14 protein-coding genes are annotated in these 21709 nt (G+C 55.5%); 6 read left to right on the top strand and 8 right to left on the bottom strand.

All coding sequences use genetic code 11. The features are described from left to right. Positions 1 to 2: 2 nt before the first annotated feature. From B3X29_RS00530 to B3X29_RS00510, 5 genes are all read right to left on the bottom strand, one after another. On the bottom strand, positions 3 to 1646 hold the full coding sequence (locus tag B3X29_RS00530) for a multidrug ABC transporter permease/ATP-binding protein (protein ID WP_159339607.1): 1644 nt from the start codon (positions 1644 to 1646) through the stop codon (positions 3 to 5). Positions 1647 to 1722: 76 nt separating this feature from the next. After that, positions 1723 to 2373 (bottom strand): DNA oxidative demethylase AlkB, encoded by a 651-nt coding sequence (gene alkB / locus B3X29_RS00525; RefSeq protein WP_103180398.1) that lies wholly within the window; start codon positions 2371 to 2373, stop codon positions 1723 to 1725. Then, on the bottom strand, positions 2373 to 3437 hold the full coding sequence (gene ada / locus B3X29_RS00520; protein ID WP_103180399.1) for a bifunctional DNA-binding transcriptional regulator/O6-methylguanine-DNA methyltransferase Ada: 1065 nt from the start codon (positions 3435 to 3437) through the stop codon (positions 2373 to 2375). The genes alkB and ada overlap by 1 nt, the downstream gene beginning before the upstream one ends. Positions 3438 to 3509: 72 nt before the next feature. Next, entirely contained in the window at positions 3510 to 4565 is a 1056-nt protein-coding gene (gene apbE / locus B3X29_RS00515) for an FAD:protein FMN transferase ApbE (protein ID WP_103180401.1), read from the bottom strand. Between the two features lie 120 nt (positions 4566 to 4685). Then, positions 4686 to 5798 (bottom strand): porin OmpC, encoded by a 1113-nt coding sequence (locus B3X29_RS00510; RefSeq protein ID WP_103180403.1) that lies wholly within the window; start codon positions 5796 to 5798, stop codon positions 4686 to 4688. Positions 5799 to 6538: 740 nt separating this feature from the next. Here B3X29_RS00510 and rcsD point away from each other — a divergent pair. Beyond that, positions 6539 to 9211 carry a phosphotransferase RcsD gene (gene rcsD, locus B3X29_RS00505; protein WP_103180405.1) on the top strand — a complete coding sequence of 891 codons (2673 nt, stop codon included), beginning with the start codon at positions 6539 to 6541 and terminating at the stop codon, positions 9209 to 9211. A gap of 16 nt (positions 9212 to 9227) precedes the next feature. Continuing rightward, positions 9228 to 9878, top strand: a complete 651-nt coding sequence (gene rcsB / locus B3X29_RS00500; RefSeq protein WP_032612710.1) for a response regulator transcription factor RcsB — start codon at positions 9228 to 9230, stop codon at positions 9876 to 9878. 110 nt (positions 9879 to 9988) lie between these two features. On the opposite strand, the gene rcsC is transcribed toward rcsB, so the two are convergent. Beyond that, a complete protein-coding gene (gene rcsC / locus B3X29_RS00495; protein ID WP_159339609.1) occupies positions 9989 to 12835 on the bottom strand; it encodes a two-component system sensor histidine kinase RcsC in 2847 nt (948 codons plus the stop codon). Between the two features lie 143 nt (positions 12836 to 12978). Further along, complete coding sequence (gene gyrA, locus B3X29_RS00490) at positions 12979 to 15615, bottom strand: DNA topoisomerase (ATP-hydrolyzing) subunit A (RefSeq protein WP_159339610.1); 2637 nt, start codon at positions 15613 to 15615, stop codon at positions 12979 to 12981. 132 nt (positions 15616 to 15747) lie between these two features. Between gyrA and ubiG the strand changes: the two genes are divergently transcribed. From ubiG to yfaE, 4 genes are all read left to right on the top strand, one after another. After that, positions 15748 to 16482 carry a bifunctional 2-polyprenyl-6-hydroxyphenol methylase/3-demethylubiquinol 3-O-methyltransferase UbiG gene (gene ubiG, locus B3X29_RS00485; protein ID WP_156654935.1) on the top strand — a complete coding sequence of 245 codons (735 nt, stop codon included), beginning with the start codon at positions 15748 to 15750 and terminating at the stop codon, positions 16480 to 16482. Positions 16483 to 16809: 327 nt separating this feature from the next. Next, on the top strand, positions 16810 to 19095 hold the full coding sequence (gene nrdA / locus B3X29_RS00480) for a class 1a ribonucleoside-diphosphate reductase subunit alpha (RefSeq protein WP_159339611.1): 2286 nt from the start codon (positions 16810 to 16812) through the stop codon (positions 19093 to 19095). Between the two features lie 81 nt (positions 19096 to 19176). Continuing rightward, positions 19177 to 20307 carry a class Ia ribonucleoside-diphosphate reductase subunit beta gene (gene nrdB, locus B3X29_RS00475; protein ID WP_103180415.1) on the top strand — a complete coding sequence of 377 codons (1131 nt, stop codon included), beginning with the start codon at positions 19177 to 19179 and terminating at the stop codon, positions 20305 to 20307. Further along, positions 20307 to 20561 carry a class I ribonucleotide reductase maintenance protein YfaE gene (gene yfaE / locus B3X29_RS00470; protein ID WP_103180417.1) on the top strand — a complete coding sequence of 85 codons (255 nt, stop codon included), beginning with the start codon at positions 20307 to 20309 and terminating at the stop codon, positions 20559 to 20561. Before nrdB ends, yfaE begins: the two co-directional genes overlap by 1 nt. 83 nt (positions 20562 to 20644) lie before the next feature. On the opposite strand, the gene glpQ is transcribed toward yfaE, so the two are convergent. Then, complete coding sequence (gene glpQ / locus B3X29_RS00465; protein WP_103180418.1) at positions 20645 to 21706, bottom strand: glycerophosphodiester phosphodiesterase; 1062 nt, start codon at positions 21704 to 21706, stop codon at positions 20645 to 20647. Between the last annotated feature and the right edge of the window lie 3 nt (positions 21707 to 21709).

Below are 21709 nucleotides of genomic sequence, written 5' to 3'. Positions count from 1 at the left end.
GCTCAGGCGGTACGGGCTACCGCATCACGCGACGCGGCATCACGCTCAGCGCCGGTCAGTTCCGTCAGCTGGCCGCTGCGCATCTCAAGCAGACGGTCAGCATGGATAAAGTAGTGGTCGTCATGGCTGATGGCGAAGATGGTTTTGCCCATCTGCTGCATCAGCGGCAGCAGCACCTGGTAAAACTCGCGACGGAAATGTGGGTCCTGGTCGGCAGCCCACTCATCCAGCAGAATAATGTCACGCTCTTCCGCCAGCGCCAGCAGCAGCGCCACGCGCTTCTTCTGCCCTTTTGACAGCTTGAGGTTGAGGATTTTACCATCCTGTAGCTCCAGCTTGTGGGACATCTGCAGATGCGCCAGCCACTTCTCCACCAGCGCCGGATCGGCCTGCTTGCCTTCCGGGCCCAGCAGCTGATCGAACAGCCAGACGTCGGTAAACACCGCCGAGAAGAGCTTGCGGTAATCCTCCGGTTTTTCAGCGCTGAGCGGTTTACCGTCCAGCAGGATCTCGCCTGACTGGGGCTGATACAGGCCGGTCAGCAGCATCGCCAGCGTCGATTTGCCGCTGCCGTTGCCGCCAATCAGGAACAGCAGCTCACCGCGCTTAAGGGTTAAATTTACCGGCCCGACGGAAAATGCATTGTCCTGGTACTGGAAGGTGACATTGCGCAGCTCCAGCGTCTGCCAGTTTGGGAAGGCCTCAGGGCGCGGGAACTCAGGTTTGTACGGCGCCAGGGCAAACTTGCGCAGTTTGTTAAAGGCCACCTGGGCGCTGAGCAGGGTCGGCAGCGCACCGACAGCCGAGAGCAGGGGCGTGCGCAGGAACAGCAGCGTCAGCGAATAGGTCGCGGCGACGTTGGTATCCGCCCAGCCGAGGCTATTTGCCATCCAGAAGACCAGGCCAATCGCCCCCAGCATCATGATATTCGACCAGTTGACCGCGCTCAGGTGGAAGGTATCGGCCCGCACGATATGGTGGCGATACTCACGGGCATCCGGAATATAGAGATTATTGAAGATGTGCTCGGCGCGCTCGCGGTTCAGGGTCAGCTCTTTGCGCCCTTCCAGCACCGTCTGATAGTCGTTGTAGAGCTTATCTTCGGTTTCGCGCAGCACCGCCATATGTTTGTAGACGCGCGACACCAGCAGGTAGCCGCCCCAGATGGTGATCGCAATCCACAGGGCAGTGATGGCCAGCATTTTGGTGGAGAGCCAGGCCAGATAGGCCGCCGATCCAAAGGTCAGGATGATCCCCTGCACCAGCTCCGGCAGACGCACAAAGGCGATGGTGATCGAACGTACGTCGCTAGTCAGTCCGGCCAGCAGCGAGGCGCTGCCCAGTTGCTCGACGCGTTCAACCTGAGTATCCAGAATCCGCTTGATGAACTCGCTGCGCAGGCGGTAGACAAAGTGGTGACCGAGCGTCGTGAGCGCCAGCTGCGAGCCGAGGGTGACGGCCATCAGCAGGACCAGCAGGCCGAGAAATTCCGGCAGCACCATCAGGGTGGTATCAACAGTTTCAATCAAACGCAGGTTGATAAAGGCGATAAGCCCAATACCCAGCGCGGCGCTGAGCAAGCTCAATGCCATCACCGCGATAAACGGCCAGCGGTATTGGCGCCAGACCAGTAACAGGAGTTCCATGCAGAGCAATCCAGACAAGAAAAAACAGCCAGCAGTGTAAACTGCTCGCCGTTTACATCAAGAATAATTCTTATTTTTATTCGCTATCCGCCGCCTGGCGGAAGGTCAGGTTGTAGCGACAGTCGCCGGTAAGAGGATGCGTACCAGGCTTAAGCGGCTGAATACCATGATAAAACAGTCGTGATGCCCCACCCCAGACCACCACGTCGCCATGCTCCAGCAGCAGACGTTTAAGGGGATCGTTACGCCGTAATCCGCCAAACTGGAATACCGCCGGCAGGCCGAGGGAGACTGAGACAATCGGCGCCCGCAGGTCCGCTTCATCTTTATCCTGATGCAATGAGAGCTTAGCCCCAATCGCGTAGCGGTTGATGAGACAGGCGTCCGGCTGGAACTCAGGGTAGCCCGCCGCGCAGGCAGCATCGTGGCACAGGGTAGCGAACGCCTCCGGCATCGGCGGCCAGAGGGCGTCGGTAAGCGGGTCTTTTGGGGAGTAGAGATAGCCCCGCTGATTGGTGGTCCAGCCCAGCCCGCCGCAGTTGGTCATTGCCACCGACATGGTGTAGCCCCCGGGGGTGACCATCTGGCGGAACGGCGAGACGGTAGCCACCTGTTCGATTGCCTGCATTAATGCAGGCGCCCCAGCCCGGGCGAAGCGGCGCAGGATCACCGCACCGGGCGCCAGCGGCTCCTGCCAGGGTTGTTCATCTGCAAAGAGATCGAGCATCACACCTCCTCTTTTTTCGCTTCCCGACGCAGCAGCGCCGCTTTGCGGGCCGTGCCCCAGCGGTAGCCCGAGAGCCCACCATCACTACGCACCACCCGGTGACAAGGGATGATAACCGCCAGCGTGTTGGCGGCACAGGCCCGGGCCACCGCCCGCACCGCGCCAGGATGGCCAATGGCGTTTGCCACCTGTTGATAGCTTGCCGTCTCGCCGCTACGTATGGCTCGCAGAGCTTGCCAGACCTGGCGCTGAAAAGCGGTGCCGCGAATATCCAGCGGCAGGGGGAGCGCCACGGCGTGGTTATCCACGCTGGCGATCACCCGGGCGACGCGGGCGGCAAAGGCGGCATCTGCCTGTTCCCGCCGGGCGTGAGGAAAAAGGGTCTCCAGCTCGGCAATCAGCGTGCTGTCGTCATCGCCGGGTAAAATGGCGCAGATCCCCCGCACGCTCTCCGCCACCAGGCACCGCCCCAGCGTACAGTCGCTCAGGGCGTAGCGCACGGTGGTCTCTTCCCCGCCGTTGCGGTACTGCTTCGCGGTCATCCCCAGCGTGGCATCGGCGTTGCGATAGTAGCTGCTGCTGTCGGGGAAACCCGCTGCCAGCACGGAGTCGGTAATTTTATCCCCCTGCGCAAGGGCATGGCGTAGCCGTTTCGCCCGGGCCGCCTGCTGCCAGGCTTTCGGGGTCATTCCGGTCGAGGATTTGAACAGACGATGAAGATGATACGGGCTCATCGCCACCTGCTGCGCCAGCTGCTCAAGGGTCAAAGGTTGCTCCTGCTCCAGCAACCGGCAGGCTTTTTCGATGGTGGCGGCGCGCTGCGCCTGCGGGTCCTGTTGATCCGGGCGACAGCGTTTGCAGGGGCGAAAACCCGCCAGCTCCGCACGGTGGGCATCAGGATAAAAGCGGACATTCTCACGCAGAGCATGGCGAGCCCGGCAGGAGGGACGGCAGAAGATGCCGGTGGTCTGCACGGCAAACACAAACTGACCATCGGCACTCTCATCGCGGGCCAGCACCGCCAGCCAGCGTTCATCATCATTATTCAGGTTCGGCTTTTTCATGATCGGCTCCTACTGTAAGCATACTCATAGCCTGCCTGAGCGCCAGCCGACAAAAACCCGCAACCTTGCTTTTTAATTCTTCCCGTTAACGAGGAAACTGGCGAACTGCGGGGACATCCAGGTTTTGAAGCCCTCCCCTTCCCGGGTGATCATATAGACAGCCAGCCCTTGCTGACGCACGACCTCTTTGGCTTTTTCCGTCCCCAGCACCATCAGGCCGGTATCCCAGGCATCGGCCTCCAGGGCCGTCGGGGAGATTACCGTCACCGACACCAGGTTGTGGGTAATCGGACGGCCGGTCTGCGGATCGATTACGTGCGAAATGCGTTTTCCGTCCAGCTCATAATAGTTGCGGTAGCTGCCGGAGGTGCTGATCCCGTGGCCGTTGATATCGAGAATGGCCTGCACGGCGTTTTGCTCATCGGTCGGCTTCTGGATCGCCACGCGCCAGGGCTTATCGCTGGCGTTCATGCCCCGGCTGACCAGCGCCCCGCCTACCGACACCAGATAGCGCGAGATCCCCTCTTCGGCCATTAGCCGGGCCAGGTGATCGGCGGCGTAGCCTTCGCCCACCGTGGAGAGATCGACAAACAGATCGGGAATATCTTTTTGCAGATACTGCTGGCCGGACTGATTAATCACGGACAGATGCTGCAGCCCCGTTTGCGCCCGGGCATCGTCAATCTGCGCCTGATCGGGGGTTTTCACCGGCTGCTTGTTTGGGCCAAAGCCCCAAAGGTTAACCAGGGGACCGACGGTAATATCCATTGCGCCGTTAGTTTTGTAGCCCACCCGCAGCGATTCGGTGACAATGTCCGCCATCGCTTCGCTCACCGGCCAGGGCGACGTACTCTTCGACTGATTAAAGCGCATCAGCGCGGAGTCGTTTTTATAGGTGGACATCAGTTGGTCATCGCCGTCCAGCTGAGCCTGGATCTTCCCGCGCAGCTCTTCCGCCCGGGCAGCGGAGAGATCGATGGCGCTGACGCGCCAGAAGGTGCCCATCGTTTTCCCTTCCAGCACCGTCGCGGCGGCGGTTTCGTTCTTTGCAGAGGGAGCAGGTGCGTCACACGCGGTCAGCATAAAAAGTGTTGCCAGCAAGCCGACACGTAAAAAAGTAATTTCCATTCGTTATTATCCTCAAGCCTGAGACCGGCAAGAGTACACCAAAAAGCAGGCTTTGTAAGGGCCTGACGGTAAAACCAAAAAAAGGGGCCATTTGGCCCCTTTCGCAAGAGTACGTAAGACTTAGAACTGGTAAACCAGACCCAGTGCTACGATGTCATCGGTGCTGATGCCTGCACGGTCGGTGAAGGCGTTTTCATCCAGCAGGTTGATTTTGTAATCAACATAGGTGGACATGTTTTTGTTGAAGTAGTAAGTCGCGCCCACATCAACATATTTCAGCAGATCCTGGTCGCCGTTGCCTTCGATGTCCTTACCTTTAGACTGCAGGTAAGCCACGGATGGACGCAGACCGAAGTCGAACTGGTACTGTGCAACCACTTCGAAGTTCTGTGCTTTGTTGGCAAAGCCGTAAACAGCATTAGCGCGGTCGGACTGAGAGTCACCGAAACGGGTTGCATTGTAGGTCTGGGAGTACTGCGCTGCCAGGTACAGGTTGTTTGCGTCATATTTCAGGCCGCCGCTGTACACTTCAGCACGGTCGCCACGGCCGTAAACGCGTGGACCGTTCTGGTCTGCGGTACGTTTAGAAGAGGCTGCTGCCGCACCTACGCTGAAGCCTTCGCCCAGATCGTAAGTCAGGGAGCCGCCGAAGCCGTCGCCGTTCTGTTTCAGCAGGCTACGACCGCCCACGTTTTCACCGCTGACGCTGCCGTTTTTACCCTGATACTGCAGAGCAAAGTTCAGGCCATCAACCAGACCGAAGAAGTCCTGGTTACGGTAGGTAGCAACGCCGTTACCACGGGATTGCAGGAAGTTATCGGCACCGTAAGTGTCGCCGCCGAATTCTGGCAGAACGTCAGTCCAGGAGGTGACGTCATAGATTACGCCGTAGTTACGACCGTAGTCGAAAGAACCTGCTTCAGCGAACTTCAGACCTGCGAAGGCCACACGCGTCCAGGACTGGTTCTCGCTTTCGCTGGTGTTGCCCTGAATCTGGTATTCCCACTGACCGTAGCCAGTGATCTGGTCGTTAACCTGAGTTTCGCCTTTGAAGCCGAGACGCATGTAAGTCTGATCGCCATCAGCGCCATCGTCATCAGAGAAATAGTGCAGACCGTCTACTTTACCGTAGAGATCTAATTTGTTGCCGTCTTTGTTGTAAATTTCAGCCGCATTCGCTGCGCCTGCTACCAGCAGTGCTGGTACCAGGAGGGACAGTACTTTAACTTTCATTATTTTAACCCTCTGTTATATGTCTTTTATTACCACTGCTTACTGATTAACCCTCTTAACCAGTCGGCAAGTTCATTCTCCGCAAAAAAACAGAATAATCCAATAAGAATATGATACGAAAACTTTTAAGATGTTTCATATTGCCACATAGATGTTTCAATTTGTAAATTTCGGGGAACTTTTTGGCCGCACATTTAGTTAAAAAATAGAGCACCAATAATCAAAAACACAAAATAAATCATAAAAATCAGTTATTTATCCAAAAACAAATTATAGCACTGATTGATAAAACAAAAACCGCAGCGGCGACTAAAATATTTACCGCTATCATCATTAACTTTATTTATTACCGTCATTCAGATTTGAATGTCTATTTATCCAGAATTGAACCGAATGCAATGCATTCGGTTTTTTTTTACTCATCTTTACGCAAACTTGAATAATTTGTGCTACCTGCCTGAAACTATAACGACTATTAATTAAATCTTCGCTTGCTATTTTTAGGCGCATAAATTTCATGGTGATTTTAATTTCTTGTTTATTCGTGCTATTTTTTTTCCTATATTGGGACTTATTTGTACAATTTTTATCTGAGCGTACAGATTTAAAACAGTCCATTTTCGTCTCACAGCGACATGAAAAAGTCAGCCCCGGTAGTGGCGTGAGGCTGGAAATTCGATTATTACGCTTTATACTGCCCTATTCGCCTGAAGCGCAGCCATAACGGGTTAAACACATCAATGAGTCAGTCTGAAACCACAGCCGCGAACAAGTTTTCCCTGCTCCCGGGCAGCATTACTCGTTTCTTTCTTCTATTGATCGTTGTGCTGTTAGTGACCATGGGCGTAATGGTGCAGAGCGCCGTGAACACCTGGCTCAAAGACCGCAGCTATCAGATTGTCGATATCAGCCACGCGCTGCATAAACGCATCGACACCTGGCGCTACGCCACCTGGCAGATTTATGACAACATCGCGGCAACCCCTACCACCTCCTCTGCTGAAGGTTTGCAGGAGACGCGCCTGAAACAGGACGTCTACTATCTTGAGAAGACGCGACGCAAAACCGAAGCCCTGATTTTCGGTTCCCACGACAGCGCCACGCTGGAGATGACCCAGCGCATGTCGACCTATCTGGATACGCTTTGGGGCGCGGAGACTGTTCCCTGGTCGATGTACTATCTCAACGGTCAGGACAACAGCATGATCCTGATCTCCACCCTGCCACTTAAAGATCTCTCTTCCGGGTTTAAAGAGTCTACGGTGGGTAATATTGTCGATTCCCGTCGCGCGGAGATGCTCCAGCAGGCTAACGCTTTGGATGAGCGCGAAAGTTTCTCCTCCCTGCGCCGACTGGCATGGCAAAATGGCCACTACTTCACCCTGCGTACGACGTTCAATCAGCCAGGCCATCTGGCCACGGTGGTGGCCTTTGATCTGCCCATCAACGATCTGATCCCGCCGGATATGCCGCTGGAAAGTTTCCGCCTGGAGCAGGACAATAGCGTGCAAAATATGCGCGCGCCAACGGATAAAGAGAGCCCTGACAGCGTCTCCATCTCCTTTAATGGTTCGAAAATCGAAATTGCTTCCGCCCTGAACACCACCGGCATGCGTCTGGTCTGGCAGGTGCCTTTCGGCACGCTGCTGCTGGATACGCTGCAAAATATCCTGTTGCCGCTGCTGCTCAATATTGGTCTGCTGGCGCTGGCGCTGTTCGGTTACAGCACCTTCCGTTCGCAGCCGGGTCGCCAGAGCGATGTTCCCGTGGCAGCCGGTACCCATAATGAGCTGCGCGTCCTGCGCGCGCTGAATGAAGAGATTGTCTCTGTGCTGCCGCTCGGCCTGTTGGTGCACGATCAGGAGGCTAACCGCACGGTGATCAGCAACAAAATCGCCGACCACCTGCTGCCCCACCTGAATCTGCAAAACATCACCAGCATGGCGGATCAGCACCAGGGGGTGATTCAGGCCACGATTAATAATGAGCTGTACGAGATCCGCCAGTTCCGCAGCCAGGTGGCGTCGCGCACGCAAATATTCATTATTCGCGATCAGGATCGCGAGGTGCTGGTGAATAAAAAGCTCAAGCAGGCGCAAAGGCTGTATGAGAAAAACCAGCAGGGCCGCGCAGCGTTTATGCAAAATATCGGCGAAGCGTTCAAGCTGCCGCTGAAGGCGCTTGCCAGCGAAGCCGCCCATTTATCCACCCCGGAGAGCATGCAGCTGTCCGCTCATGCCGATACGCTGGTACGGCTGGTGGATGAGATCCAGCTTGCCAACATGCTGGAAAATGATACCTGGAAGAGCACGGCGTCGCTGTTTTCCATTCAGGATCTGATTGATGAAGTGGTGCCGGAGGTACTGCCTGTCATCAAGCGTAAAGGGCTTCAACTGCTGATCAACAATCCGCTGCGCGCGAACGATGAGCGTCATGGCGACCGCGACGCCCTGCGCCGCATTCTGCTGATGCTGATCCAGTACGCGGTCACTACCACCCAGATCGGCAAAATTACCCTTGAAGTGAGCAGCGATGAATCGGCTGACGACCGCCTCACCTTCCGCATTCTGGATACCGGCGAAGGGGTGACGGCCAGCGAAATTGATAACCTGCACTTCCCGTTCCTCAACGAGACTCAGGGCGACAACTATGGCAAAGCCAATGCCCTCACCTTCTGGCTCTGCGATCAGCTGGCGCGTAAGCTTGGCGGCCATCTGAATATCAAAGCGCGTGAGTCGCTGGGCACCCGTTACTCTCTTCACGTTAAAATGGCGGCCAGCCCGCAGGATGCGGAGGAGGATGAACGCCTGCTGGATGATGTGGTAATAATGGTGGATGTGACCTCAAATGAGATCCGTAATATTGTGGTTCGTCAGCTGGAAAACTGGGGTGCGAGCTGTATCTCGCCGGACGAACGGCTGGCAAGTCAAGAATATGATCTCTTTTTAACAGATAATCCGTCTAATCTTACTGCCTCGGGCTTGCTTTTAAGCGATGATGAGCCAGGCGTGCGGAAAATTGGCCCCGGCCAGGTGCGCGTCAACTTTAATATGAGCAATGCTATGCAGGAAGCTGTACTACAACTAATAGAAGAGCAACTGGCGCAGGAAACGATCCCGGAATCCCCACTGGGCGGCAATGAAAATGCTGAACTTCATGCCAGCGGATATTATTCGCTCTTTGTAGACACAGTTCCAGATGATGTTAAGAGGTTGTATACTGAATCGGCCGTGAACGACTTCGCGGCGCTGGCTCAGACAGCACACCGGCTCAAAGGGGTGTTTGCCATGCTTAATCTGGTTCCAGGCAAGCAATTATGTGAAACGCTGGAACATCTTATTCGTGAGAAAGATGCCGCCAGCATAGAAAAATACATCAGCGACATTGACGCCTACGTCAAAAGCTTGCTGTAGCAAGGTAGCCCTATACATGAACAATATGAACGTAATTATTGCCGATGACCATCCGATTGTACTGTTCGGTATTCGCAAATCACTTGAACAGATCGAGTGGGTGAATGTAGTTGGCGAATTTGAAGATTCCACAGCACTGATTAATAACCTGCCTAAGCTTGATGCGCACGTGCTCATCACCGACCTTTCCATGCCTGGAGATAAGTACGGTGACGGGATTACGCTGATCAAATACATCAAGCGCCATTTCCCGAGCATTTCGATCATCGTGCTGACCATGAACAATAACCCGGCGATTTTAAGTGCGGTTCTGGATCTCGATATCGAAGGCATCGTCCTGAAACAGGGCGCGCCGACCGATCTGCCGAAAGCGCTGGCCGCGCTGCAGAAAGGGAAAAAATTCACGCCGGAAAGCGTCTCCCGCCTGCTGGAAAAAATCAGCGCCGGCGGTTACGGTGACAAACGCCTGTCGCCAAAAGAGAGTGAAGTCCTGCGTCTGTTTGCCGAAGGTTTCCTGGTAACCGAAATTGCCAAGAAGCTGAACCGCAGTATCAAGACCATCAGTAGCCAGAAAAAATCGGCGATGATGAAGCTGGGTGTGGAGAACGATATCGCCCTGCTGAACTATCTATCTTCCGTGACCCTGAGTCCGGCGGATAAAGAGTAATGAGCTACATGCCCGGCGGCGCTTCGCTTGCACGGGCCTACAGGTAGCGTAGGCCGGGTAAGCGTCAGCGCCACACGGCAATAATAAAAAAGCCCATTTCTGGGCTTTTTTTATCCCCGCGCTCTTCTCACCCGCTCCGCATATACCGACAGCGTCTGTTTCAGGACATCCAGCGTTACCGGCTTGGAAAGACAGCTATCCATCCCCGATTCCAGACAGCGCTGCTTCTCCTCTGCCAGCGCGTTAGCGGTGACACCCACCACCGGCAGCGTCAGACCGAGCTGGCGGATACGCTGGGTCAGGCGATAGCCATCCATATTCGGCATGTTCACATCACTCAGGACAATGTCGATATGGTTTTTGCTCAGCACATTGAGGGCATCCACGCCGTCATTCGCCGTTTTACACTGATAGCCCAGCGAGCCGAGCTGATCGGCCAGCAGGCGGCGGTTAATCGGATGGTCGTCCACCACCAGGATCATCATATCCTCATTCAACGACTGCTCAGATTCCGGCGACGGCAGCGAGGCTGTTCCGTCCGCGCTGTCCATTTCCACACGATAGATGCGCGCCAGCAGCGTAATCAGCTCATGTGGCGAGGCCACGCTGTTCACCCATTCGCCGTGCGCACGCTCCAGGGCGATACCGATATGGCGCCGGCAGAAGATCACCGCCGCTTTACCCTGCCACGGCTTCGTCAGCTCATCGTCGGTGAGAAGCATATCTTCCGCGTCCGGGGTTTGGCCGGCGTAGCGCGCTACCCGAATGCCGTATGAGCCCAGCAGAGACTCCAGGTAGGCATACAGCGAGGCATTATTCACCGCCAGCCAGCAGCGTTTATCGCTTAATCCCTCAATCAGCATGTTGCCCGGAGACTGCGCCGCATAAAGTGGAATACGGATAGTAAACTGACTGCCCATGCCAGGTTCGGTATCCACCGAGATATCGCCGTCCATCATGCTGATCAGTTTTTCACAGATCGCCAGCCCCAGCCCGGTGCCCTGGAAGTTGCGCTGAACCCCCGTCCCCACCTGGAAGAACGGGTCGAAGAGTTTGACCACCTCTTTTGCCGGGATCCCCACCCCGGTGTCGCGCACGCGAATGCTCAGGTAGTCCCCTGCTTTGGCGACATGCATCACAATGCAGCCCATATCGGTGAACTTAATGGCGTTGCTGAGCAGGTTGGAGATCACCTGCTGCAGGCGCATCGGATCGCCCTGCAACGTTAGCGGCACGTCTGGCTCAATAAAGCAGTACAGCCCCAGCTGCTTACGCACCACCAGCGGCAGGTAGTTGGCGCTGATATGGTTCATCACCTCGCGCGGCGAAAATTCGCGCGGTTCAATTTTTAGCTGCTCGGACTCGATCTTAGAGAAGTCGAGAATGTCGCTGATGATTTTCAGCAGCAGGCTGGAAGAGTTGTTCATCGCCGTCACCAGACGGTCAACGCCACGCGGCAACTCTTTGGTCTGCAGCAGATCGAGGTTACCGATAATCCCGTAGAGCGGAGTACGCAATTCGTGACTGACGGTAGCAAGGAACATCGATTTCGACTGGCTGGCCTGTTCGGCGGACTGGGCCATATCCTGCAATGACTCTTCCATTTTGACGCGCGCGGAGACATCCACCAGCACGCAGATCGCCACGTTCTCATTGCGATAGCGCGAATGGACAAAGCTTATCTGCAGGTTGGTGTTGTTACTGGTCAGGACATCGACGAAGTTGACCTGCTGCCCACAGATAATCTGCGTCAGCCGCTGTCGGTCCTCATGGGTGAGCATATTGAGATAGTTATGCGCCAGCTCGTTACTGAGGATGTTGGTCCCGTCAAGGGTGCGTAAAATACAGATCCCCACCGGCGCAGAGGCAACAATCTTACGGTTAAACTGCTCATGCTCTTCAAGACGCTGGGCATCGATCTCCGCCGGAATAAAGATTTTACGCTCGTACATCCGCGCGAGGGTAAATAGCGCAATCCCCACCAGCACGTTCAGCAGTACCGAGTTGAGGATCAGCATCCGAATACGCTCCAGCACCATATCCACCGGTACGGAGTAAACAATGCTCAGCGACGAAGGCGGCAGGCTTTTTTTCAACACCAGGTCACGAAAACCGGCGCTGTAACCAAACCATGAGCGCTCCTGCATCCAGCGAGGATCAACCTTCAGCCGCGATTCCGGCCCGGCCAGCGAAATAAGAGAGTGGCCATTTTCATCAAGAATGGTGACGCCCATCGGCAGATTACCCGGGGTGAAAAAGTTCTCCATGCGGATAGTCTGCTCGATACCGAGCATCGCCTGCAGACGGTTGCCCAGATAGACCGGCGTCAGGGCATAGAAGTACCCTACCCCTGAACGCGGCCCCTGGCTTATCCAGAACAGATTATTACCGCGTTCATCCTGCGGCGCGTTACGGTACTTGATGATCCGCTCGTGCAGGCTTTTCAGCGCGCTGTCACGATCCACCGGCACATCGCGCAGGCCAAAATCGGCCATACAGAGATTTTCGCTGCCAATCAGGAAGACGCGGTTCAGGTCATAGGCTGCCGAGAAGTTATCGCGCCAGTAGCGCATAAACCAGGCCAGTGACTCCAGCGATCCCCGCCATGCGGAGCCCATCGCCGAGCAGTCAGAGTCGGGGAAAAGCGGCTCAAAGTTGGGAACGTCCGCCTTACTGTCGCGCCCGCGGATAGCCAGAACGCCATTCTCCGCCGTCAGACGGTTCTCGGCGATATACTTGAGCTCCTTCATGACGTCCGCGGTGCGCTGAATATAGCGCTGGGACTGGTCGAAGCTGAGGTTAAACTCCTGACGGATCTCCGCCTCCTTCTGGTGCAGCGCATTGACGATGTAAAACACCGAAAATAGCGCGATAAGCACCCAAATCAGGAGCGCCAGCGCCCGAAAAAGATAGCGAGAAACTTTCAGCGTGGTTCGAAAGGAGACGAGGTATTTCAAGGGGGCGAGGCTCCGCCGTCAGGTTGACAAGGAATGGGTTAAGGTAGCGGTAAATCGCCGCCGTCGCAACGTTCGGTTGTCTGCAATTCAGCGCCGCGACAAAAGAAAAGGGCCGGAAACCGGCCCTTTGTCGTCAGAAGAGATTACTCTTCGGCATCATCTGCCGCATCATCGTCGATTTCCGCTTCCGGCGCGATTTCATCGTCACCTTCTGCCACGCTACCGTCGATTGAATCGAGCTCTTCGTCATCCACTGGCTCAGCAACACGCTGCAGACCCACCACGTTTTCATCTTCCGCAGTACGGATGAGGATCACACCCTGGGTGTTACGCCCGACCACGCTGATTTCCGACACACGGGTACGCACCAGCGTACCGGCATCGGTAATCATCATGATCTGGTCGGCATCATCGACCTGTACCGCGCCCACAACGGAACCGTTGCGCTCGGTGACTTTAATCGAGATAACGCCCTGCGTGCCACGGGACTTGGTTGGATATTCATCCTGGGCAGTACGCTTACCGTAACCATTCTGGGTGACGGTGAGGATTGCGCCTTCGCCACGTGGAACAATCAGGGAGACCACGCTGTCTTCGCCCGCCAGTTTGATCCCGCGGACACCGGTCGCCGTACGGCCCATGGCGCGCACCGCGTTCTCTTTGAAGCGCACCACTTTACCGGCGGCAGAGAAGAGCATCACTTCATCGGAGCCGGAGGTCAGATCCACGCCAATCAGTTCATCGCCTTCGTTCAGGTTGACGGCGATAATGCCGGCAGAACGTGGGCGGCTGAACTCGGTCAGGGCGGTTTTCTTCACCGTACCGCTGGCGGTCGCCATAAAGACGTTCACCCCTTCAGCGTACTCGCGAACCGGCAGGATCGCCGTAATACGTTCGTTTTGTTCCAGCGGCAGCAGGTTGACGATTGGACGTCCACGGGCGCCACGGCTCGCTTCCGGCAGCTGATAAACCTTCATCCAGTACAGACGGCCCCGGCTGGAGAAGCAGAGGATGGTGTCATGGGTGTTGGCCACCAGCAGGCGGTCGATAAAGTCTTCTTCTTTAATACGTGCCGCTGATTTGCCCTTACCGCCACGACGCTGTGCTTCATAGTCGGTTAACGGCTGGTACTTCACGTAGCCCTGGTGAGACAGGGTAACCACAACGTCTTCCTGGTTGATCAGGTCTTCGATGTTGATATCCGCGGAGTTGGCCGTGATTTCCGTGCGACGCTCGTCGCCGAACTGATCGCGGATCAGCTCCAGCTCCTCGCGGATCACCTCCATCAGACGATCGGCGCTGCCGAGGATATGCAGCAGCTCAGCGATCTGCTCCAGCAGCTCTTTGTACTCGTCGAGCAGTTTTTCATGCTCAAGGCCGGTCAGTTTCTGCAGACGCAGATCCAGAATCGCCTGGGCCTGCTGTTCGGTCAGCCAGTATTTGCCCTCGCGAATACCGTACTGCGGCTCCAGCCACTCAGGACGCGCGGCATCGTCGCCGGCACGTTCGAGCATCGCAGAGACGTTGCCCAGATCCCACGGCTTGGCGATCAGGCCCGCTTTCGCTTCGGCAGGCGTTGGCGCACGACGGATCAGCTCGATGATCGGATCGATGTTTGCCAGGGCCACCGCCAGCGCTTCAAGGATGTGCGCACGATCGCGGGCTTTACGCAGTTCGAAAATAGTCCGACGGGTCACCACTTCACGGCGGTGACGCACGAACGCGCTCAGAATGTCTTTCAGGTTCATGATCTTCGGCTGACCATGGTGCAGTGCCACCATGTTAATACCGAAGGAGACCTGAAGCTGAGTCAGGGAATAGAGGTTGTTAAGCACCACTTCCCCTACCGCGTCGCGTTTGATTTCAATCACGATACGCATGCCGTCTTTGTCAGACTCATCACGCAGCGCGCTGATACCTTCAATACGTTTCTCTTTAACCAGCTCGGCAATCTTCTCGATCAGGCGCGCTTTGTTCACCTGATACGGAATTTCGTGGACGATAATGGTCTCACGGCCAGATTTGGCATCCGCTTCGACTTCGGCGCGGGCACGAATATAGATCTTGCCGCGACCGGTACGGTAGGCCTCTTCGATACCGCGACGGCCATTAATGATGGCGGCGGTCGGGAAGTCCGGGCCCGGGATGTGTTCCATCAGCCCTTCAATGCTGATCTCTTCATCCTCGATATAGGCCAGGCAGCCGTTAATCACTTCGGTGATGTTGTGCGGCGGAATGTTGGTCGCCATACCTACGGCGATACCGGACGAACCGTTTACCAGCAGGTTAGGGATCTTCGTCGGCATAACGTCAGGAATTTTTTCCGTGCCGTCATAGTTGTCGACAAAATCTACCGTCTCTTTTTCCAGATCGGCCATCAGCTCATGGGCAATCTTCGCCAGGCGGATTTCCGTATAACGCATTGCCGCAGCGGAGTCGCCGTCGATAGAACCGAAGTTACCCTGACCATCAACCAGCATGTAACGCAGCGAGAACGGCTGCGCCATACGGACGATAGTGTCGTACACCGCGGAATCACCATGAGGATGGTATTTACCGATTACGTCACCAACGACACGGGCAGATTTTTTGTAGGCTTTATTCCAGTCATTGCCCAATACGTTCATGGCGTATAGTACGCGACGGTGTACCGGCTTAAGTCCATCGCGGACATCCGGCAGCGCACGGCCAACAATGACCGACATCGCATAATCCAGATAGGAGCTCTTCAGCTCTTCCTCGATGTTAACCGGTGTAATTTCTCTCGCAAGGTCGCTCATCTAACCGCTATCCCTCTACTGTATCCCGGATTCAAAGGTCGGAAATTATAACACACCCGCTTAGGTTTAAACTAATTTGCTTTGTTATCCTGATATACTTCCTCGTCTTTAAATTACGGAGTAAAAGCGTCCATGAATGCGGAAAAATCCCCGATGGCTGACAACGTCGACCACGAAGAGATCGCCAAATTTGAAGCCGTGGCCTCGCGCTGGTGGGATCTTGAAGGTGAGTTCAAACCGCTGCACCGCATTAACCCTCTGCGCCTGGGCTATATCGCGGAGCGTTCCGGCGGCCTGTTCGGTAAAAAAGTGCTTGATGTGGGGTGCGGCGGCGGCATCCTGGCCGAGAGCATGGCGCGCGAAGGCGCCACGGTGACCGGGCTGGATATGGGCTTCGAGCCACTGCAGGTAGCACGTCTGCACGCGCTGGAGAGCGGTATCCAGGTGGAGTACGTGCAGGAAACGGTTGAAGCCCATGCGGCGGAGCACGCCCACCAGTACGACATCGTCACCTGCATGGAGATGCTGGAGCATGTTCCCGATCCGCAATCGGTGGTGAAAGCCTGTGCCGCGCTGGTGAAGCCGGGCGGTCAGGTGTTCTTCTCCACCATCAACCGCAACGGCAAGGCCTGGCTGATGGCGGTGGTTGGCGCAGAGTACGTGCTGCGAATGGTGCCAAAAGGCACGCACGACGTGAAAAAATTCATCAAGCCGGCAGAATTACTGAGCTGGGTCGACAACACCTGGCTTAAAGAACAGCATATGACCGGCCTGCACTACAATCCCCTGACCGACAAATTCAAACTGGCGCCAGGCGTGGACGTTAACTACATGCTCCATACCACCGCCAAAAAAGAGCAAGAGTAATTACTCTTTTTCTGACGAATGCGCAGCAGTTTGTTGCGCATTTTTGACAGCCCGTTGAAGAAATCAGCAGTCGATCAAATTTTCATTTTTTTTTCTGGAATATTGACATGTCTTCCAGGCCTTACGGTACGAGGACTTACGCTTTTTTACGCTTTAACAACCTCAATTTAACCTCAAAATCAACTCTTGTACTCAAAAGAATCCTTACTAGAATACTCACCATCTTGCGTTATCCTTATTGTAAAACCCCTATATGTAGTATTTATCCACAGAAGGCTGTGGATAAGCGGGGGATATTTTCATTTTCACGGACAGGTAAAAACCCACATGAATCAGAGTCTGCTGGTGACAAAGCGCGACGGTACCACCGAGCGTATCAATCTGGACAAAATCCATCGAGTTCTCGACTGGGCAGCAGAAGGACTGAATAACGTATCGATCTCCCAGGTTGAACTGCGCTCCCATATCCAGTTCTATGACGGCATCAAAACGTCTGATATCCACGAAACCATTATCAAAGCCGCGGCGGATCTCATCTCCCGCGACGCGCCGGATTATCAGTACCTCGCTGCCCGTCTGGCGATTTTCCACCTGCGTAAAAAAGCCTACGGTCAGTTTGAGCCGCCAGCGCTGTTCGATCATGTCGTGAAGATGGTCGAGCTTGGCAAGTACGACACGCATCTGCTGGAAGACTACACGGAAGAAGAGTTCAAGCAGATGGACGGGTTCATCGATCACTGGCGTGATATGAACTTCTCCTACGCCGCGGTGAAACAGCTGGAAGGGAAATACCTGGTCCAGAACCGCGTGACCGGCGAGATCTACGAAAGCGCTCAGTTCCTCTACATTCTGGTGGCGGCCTGCCTGTTCTCGAACTACCCGCGTGAAACCCGTCTGGAATACGTGAAGCGTTTCTACGATGCGGTTTCCACGTTCAAGATTTCTCTGCCAACGCCAATCATGTCCGGCGTTCGCACCCCAACCCGCCAGTTCAGCTCCTGCGTGCTGATCGAGTGCGGCGACAGCCTGGATTCCATCAACGCGACCTCCAGCGCCATTGTGAAATACGTTTCCCAGCGTGCCGGTATCGGCATCAACGCCGGTCGCATTCGTGCGCTGGGCAGCCCAATTCGTGGCGGTGAAGCGTTCCACACCGGCTGTATCCCGTTCTACAAACACTTCCAGACCGCGGTGAAATCCTGCTCTCAGGGCGGCGTGCGTGGCGGTGCAGCTACCCTCTTCTATCCAATGTGGCACCTGGAAGTAGAAAGCCTGCTGGTGCTGAAAAACAACCGTGGCGTGGAAGGCAACCGCGTGCGTCACATGGACTACGGCGTACAGATCAACAAGCTGATGTATACCCGTCTGCTGAAAGGTGAAGATATTACCCTCTTCAGCCCGTCCGATGTTCCGGGCCTGTATGACGCCTTCTTTGCCGATCAGGATGAGTTCGAGCGTCTGTACAGCAAATATGAAAAAGACGACAGCATCCGTAAACAGCGTGTGAAAGCGGTTGAACTGTTCTCCCTGATGATGCAGGAACGTGCCTCTACCGGCCGTATCTACATTCAGAACGTCGATCACTGCAACACCCACAGCCCGTTCGATCCGATCGTTGCGCCAGTGCGCCAGTCCAACCTGTGTCTGGAGATCGCCCTGCCGACCAAACCGCTGGAAGATGTGAACGACGAAAACGGCGAAATCGCCCTGTGCACGCTCTCCGCGTTCAACCTGGGCGCCATCAATAGCCTGGACGAACTGGAAGAGCTGGCGGTGCTGGCGGTTCGCGCCCTGGATGCGCTGCTGGATTACCAGGATTACCCAATCCCGGCGGCAAAACGTGGTGCGATGGGTCGTCGTACCCTGGGTATTGGCGTCATTAACTATGCTTACTGGCTGGCGAAAAACGGCAAACGCTACTCCGACGGCAGCGCTAATAACCTGACGCACCAGACCTTCGAAGCCATTCAGTACTACCTGCTGAAAGCCTCGAACGAGCTGGCGAAAGAGCAAGGCGCCTGCCCGTGGTTCAATGAAACCACCTATTCCAAAGGCATTCTGCCGATCGATACCTATAAGAAAGACCTGGATGCGATCGCCAACGAGCCGCTGCATCTTGACTGGGAAGGCCTGCGCGAATCCATCAAGACCCACGGCCTGCGTAACTCCACGCTCTCTGCCCTGATGCCGTCCGAGACCTCCTCGCAGATCTCTAACGCCACCAACGGTATTGAGCCGCCGCGCGGTCATGTCAGCATCAAAGCGTCGAAAGATGGGATCCTGCGCCAGGTGGTACCGGATTATGAGCTGCTGAAAAACAACTACGAGCTGCTGTGGGAGATGCCAAATAACGACGGCTACCTGCAACTGGTGGGGATTATGCAGAAATTTATCGACCAGTCGATCTCTGCCAACACCAACTACGATCCGTCACGCTTCCCGTCCGGGAAAGTGCCGATGCAGCAGCTGCTAAAAGACCTGCTTACCGCCTACAAATTTGGCGTGAAGACCCTGTACTATCAAAACACCCGCGACGGTGCGGAAGATGCGCAGGACGATCTGGCACCCTCTATTCAGGATGATGGCTGCGAAAGCGGCGCATGTAAGATTTAATGTAAATGCTGGGTGGCGCTACGCTTACCCGGCCTACGATTTTGTTTGCCCGATCTACAAAATCTCTCACAGGACACACTCATGGCATACACCACCTTTTCACAGACGAAAAACGACCAGCTCAAAGAGCCGATGTTCTTCGGCCAGCCGGTCAACGTGGCGCGCTACGATCAGCAAAAATATGACATCTTCGAAAAGCTGATTGAAAAGCAACTCTCTTTCTTCTGGCGTCCGGAAGAAGTTGACGTTTCACGCGACCGCATCGATTTCCAGGCGCTGCCGGAACACGAAAAGCACATTTTCCTCAGCAACCTGAAGTATCAGACGCTGCTGGACTCCATCCAGGGGCGCAGCCCGAACGTGGCATTGCTGCCGCTGATCTCCATCCCGGAGCTGGAGACCTGGGTCGAGACGTGGGCGTTCTCCGAGACGATCCACTCCCGCTCCTATACCCACATCATCCGTAACATCGTCAACGATCCGGCGATTGTCTTCGATGATATCGTCACCAACGAACAGATCCTGAAGCGTGCGGAAGGCATCTCCCACTTCTACGACGATCTGATCGAGATGACCAGCTACTGGCACCTACTGGGTGAAGGCACCCACACCGTAAACGGCAAAACCGTCACCGTGAGCCTGCGCGAGCTGAAGAAGAAGCTCTACCTGTGCCTGATGAGCGTGAACGCGCTGGAAGCGATCCGCTTCTACGTCAGCTTCGCCTGCTCCTTCGCCTTTGCGGAACGCGAGCTGATGGAAGGCAACGCCAAAATCATTCGCCTCATCGCCCGCGATGAAGCCCTGCACTTGACCGGTACCCAGCATATGCTGAACCTGCTGCGCAGCGGCGTGGACGATCCGGAGATGGCCGAGATTGCGGAAGAGTGCAAGCAGGAGAGCTATGACCTGTTTGTCCAGGCGGCACAGCAGGAGAAAGAGTGGGCGGAGTATCTGTTCCAGGGCGGCTCCATGATCGGCCTGAACAAAGATATTCTCTGCCAGTACGTCGAGTACATCACCAACATCCGCATGCAGGCGGTCGGCCTGGATCTGCCGTTCCAGACCCGCTCCAACCCGATCCCGTGGATCAACACCTGGCTGGTCTCTGACAACGTGCAGGTGGCGCCGCAGGAGGTGGAAGTGAGCTCCTACCTGGTCGGTCAGATTGACTCCGAAGTCAACACCGACGATTTGAGCGACTTCCAGCTCTGATGAGCCGCGTAACGCTTCGTCTTTCTGGCACAGAGCTTCTGTGCCAGGAAGAGCACCCCTCCCTGCTTATTGCGCTGGAATCCCACCAGATTGCCGTTGAATACCAGTGCCGCGAAGGCTATTGCGGCTCCTGCCGCTGTCGTCTGGTGACCGGTCAGGTTGACTGGATAACTGAACCACTGGCCTTCATCAACGACGGTGAAATTTTGCCCTGCTGCTGCCGGGCGAAAGGGGATATAGAGATCGAGATGTGATTGTGCCGGGTGGCGCTTCGCTTACCCGGCCTACAAAACCGCAGTCCATAGGCCGGGTAAGGCGCAGCCACCACCCGGCAATTTCAGCCTTTATCCTTCAAAAAGCTCACCGCTTTATCCGGGAAGTCCGTAAACAAACCGTCCACGTCCGCCTGCTTATATAACACCTCGTAAAGCTGATTCACGTCTGTGGCGTACGGCGGCAACTGGTCAGCACGCACCGTATACGGATGCACCTGCATCTTGCTGGCATGCGCCTCTTTCACCATCGCCGTTAGCTTCACGTGGCCCGGGGTTGAACCTTCCGCCACCAGCATGTGGTAATCGGGTCCGATCCCGTCGGCGTACTGCGCGATCTGCTTCATCGCACCCGGTTTGAACATCCAGTCGTAGTTGTAATTTACCCACTTGCCGTCTGCCTGCTTCTCCTGGGTTTCATTCCAGTCGGTATAGGCGATCAGCTGAACCAGATTGAGATCCATCCCCATCTTTGGCTCCAGCTCGGTTTTGATGCGCTTCAGTTCCGCGGCGTCAAAACACTGGAGCCAGACTTTGTCCTTCTTGCTGGTGTAGCCGTACTGCTTCAGCACCTCCAGCGTTTTCGCGGCGATATCCTTCCCTTCCTGGTGATGGAACCACGGGGCTTTAATTTCCGGATAGATACCGATATTTTTGCCCGTCGAGTGGTTCAGCCCCTGAACAAACTCAATCTCTTCCTGGAAGGTATGGATGCGGAACTCAGATTTGCCCATCGGGAAACGTCCCGGATAAACCTGCACCTTTTTGCCGTTTTCAATCTCGAAGCCCTCGGTAAACTTCAGAGAGCGGATTTCATCCAGGGTGAAGTCGATGGCATAAAAACGGCCATCTTTACGGGCGCGGTCCGGGAAACGTTCCGCCACATCGGTCACCCGGTCAAGATAGTGGTCATGCAGGACGACCAGCTGGTCGTCCTTTGTCATTACCAGATCCTGCTCCAGATAATCGGCCCCCTGCGCATAGGCCATCGCTTTCGCCGGCAGCGTATGCTCCGGCAGATAGCCGCTTGCGCCGCGATGGGCAATAACGATTTTATCCGCCGCCAGGGCGGATCCGGTCATCAGGCCCGCCAGCAACAGACCGGCCGCTATTTGCGTGAATTTCATGGC

The organism is Leclercia sp. UBA5076 (assembly GCF_002416465.1).
Classification (GTDB): domain Bacteria; phylum Pseudomonadota; class Gammaproteobacteria; order Enterobacterales; family Enterobacteriaceae; genus Enterobacter.
The sequence above is the reverse complement of the archived record's forward strand: the minus strand, read 5'-3'. Positions and strand labels throughout refer to the sequence as shown.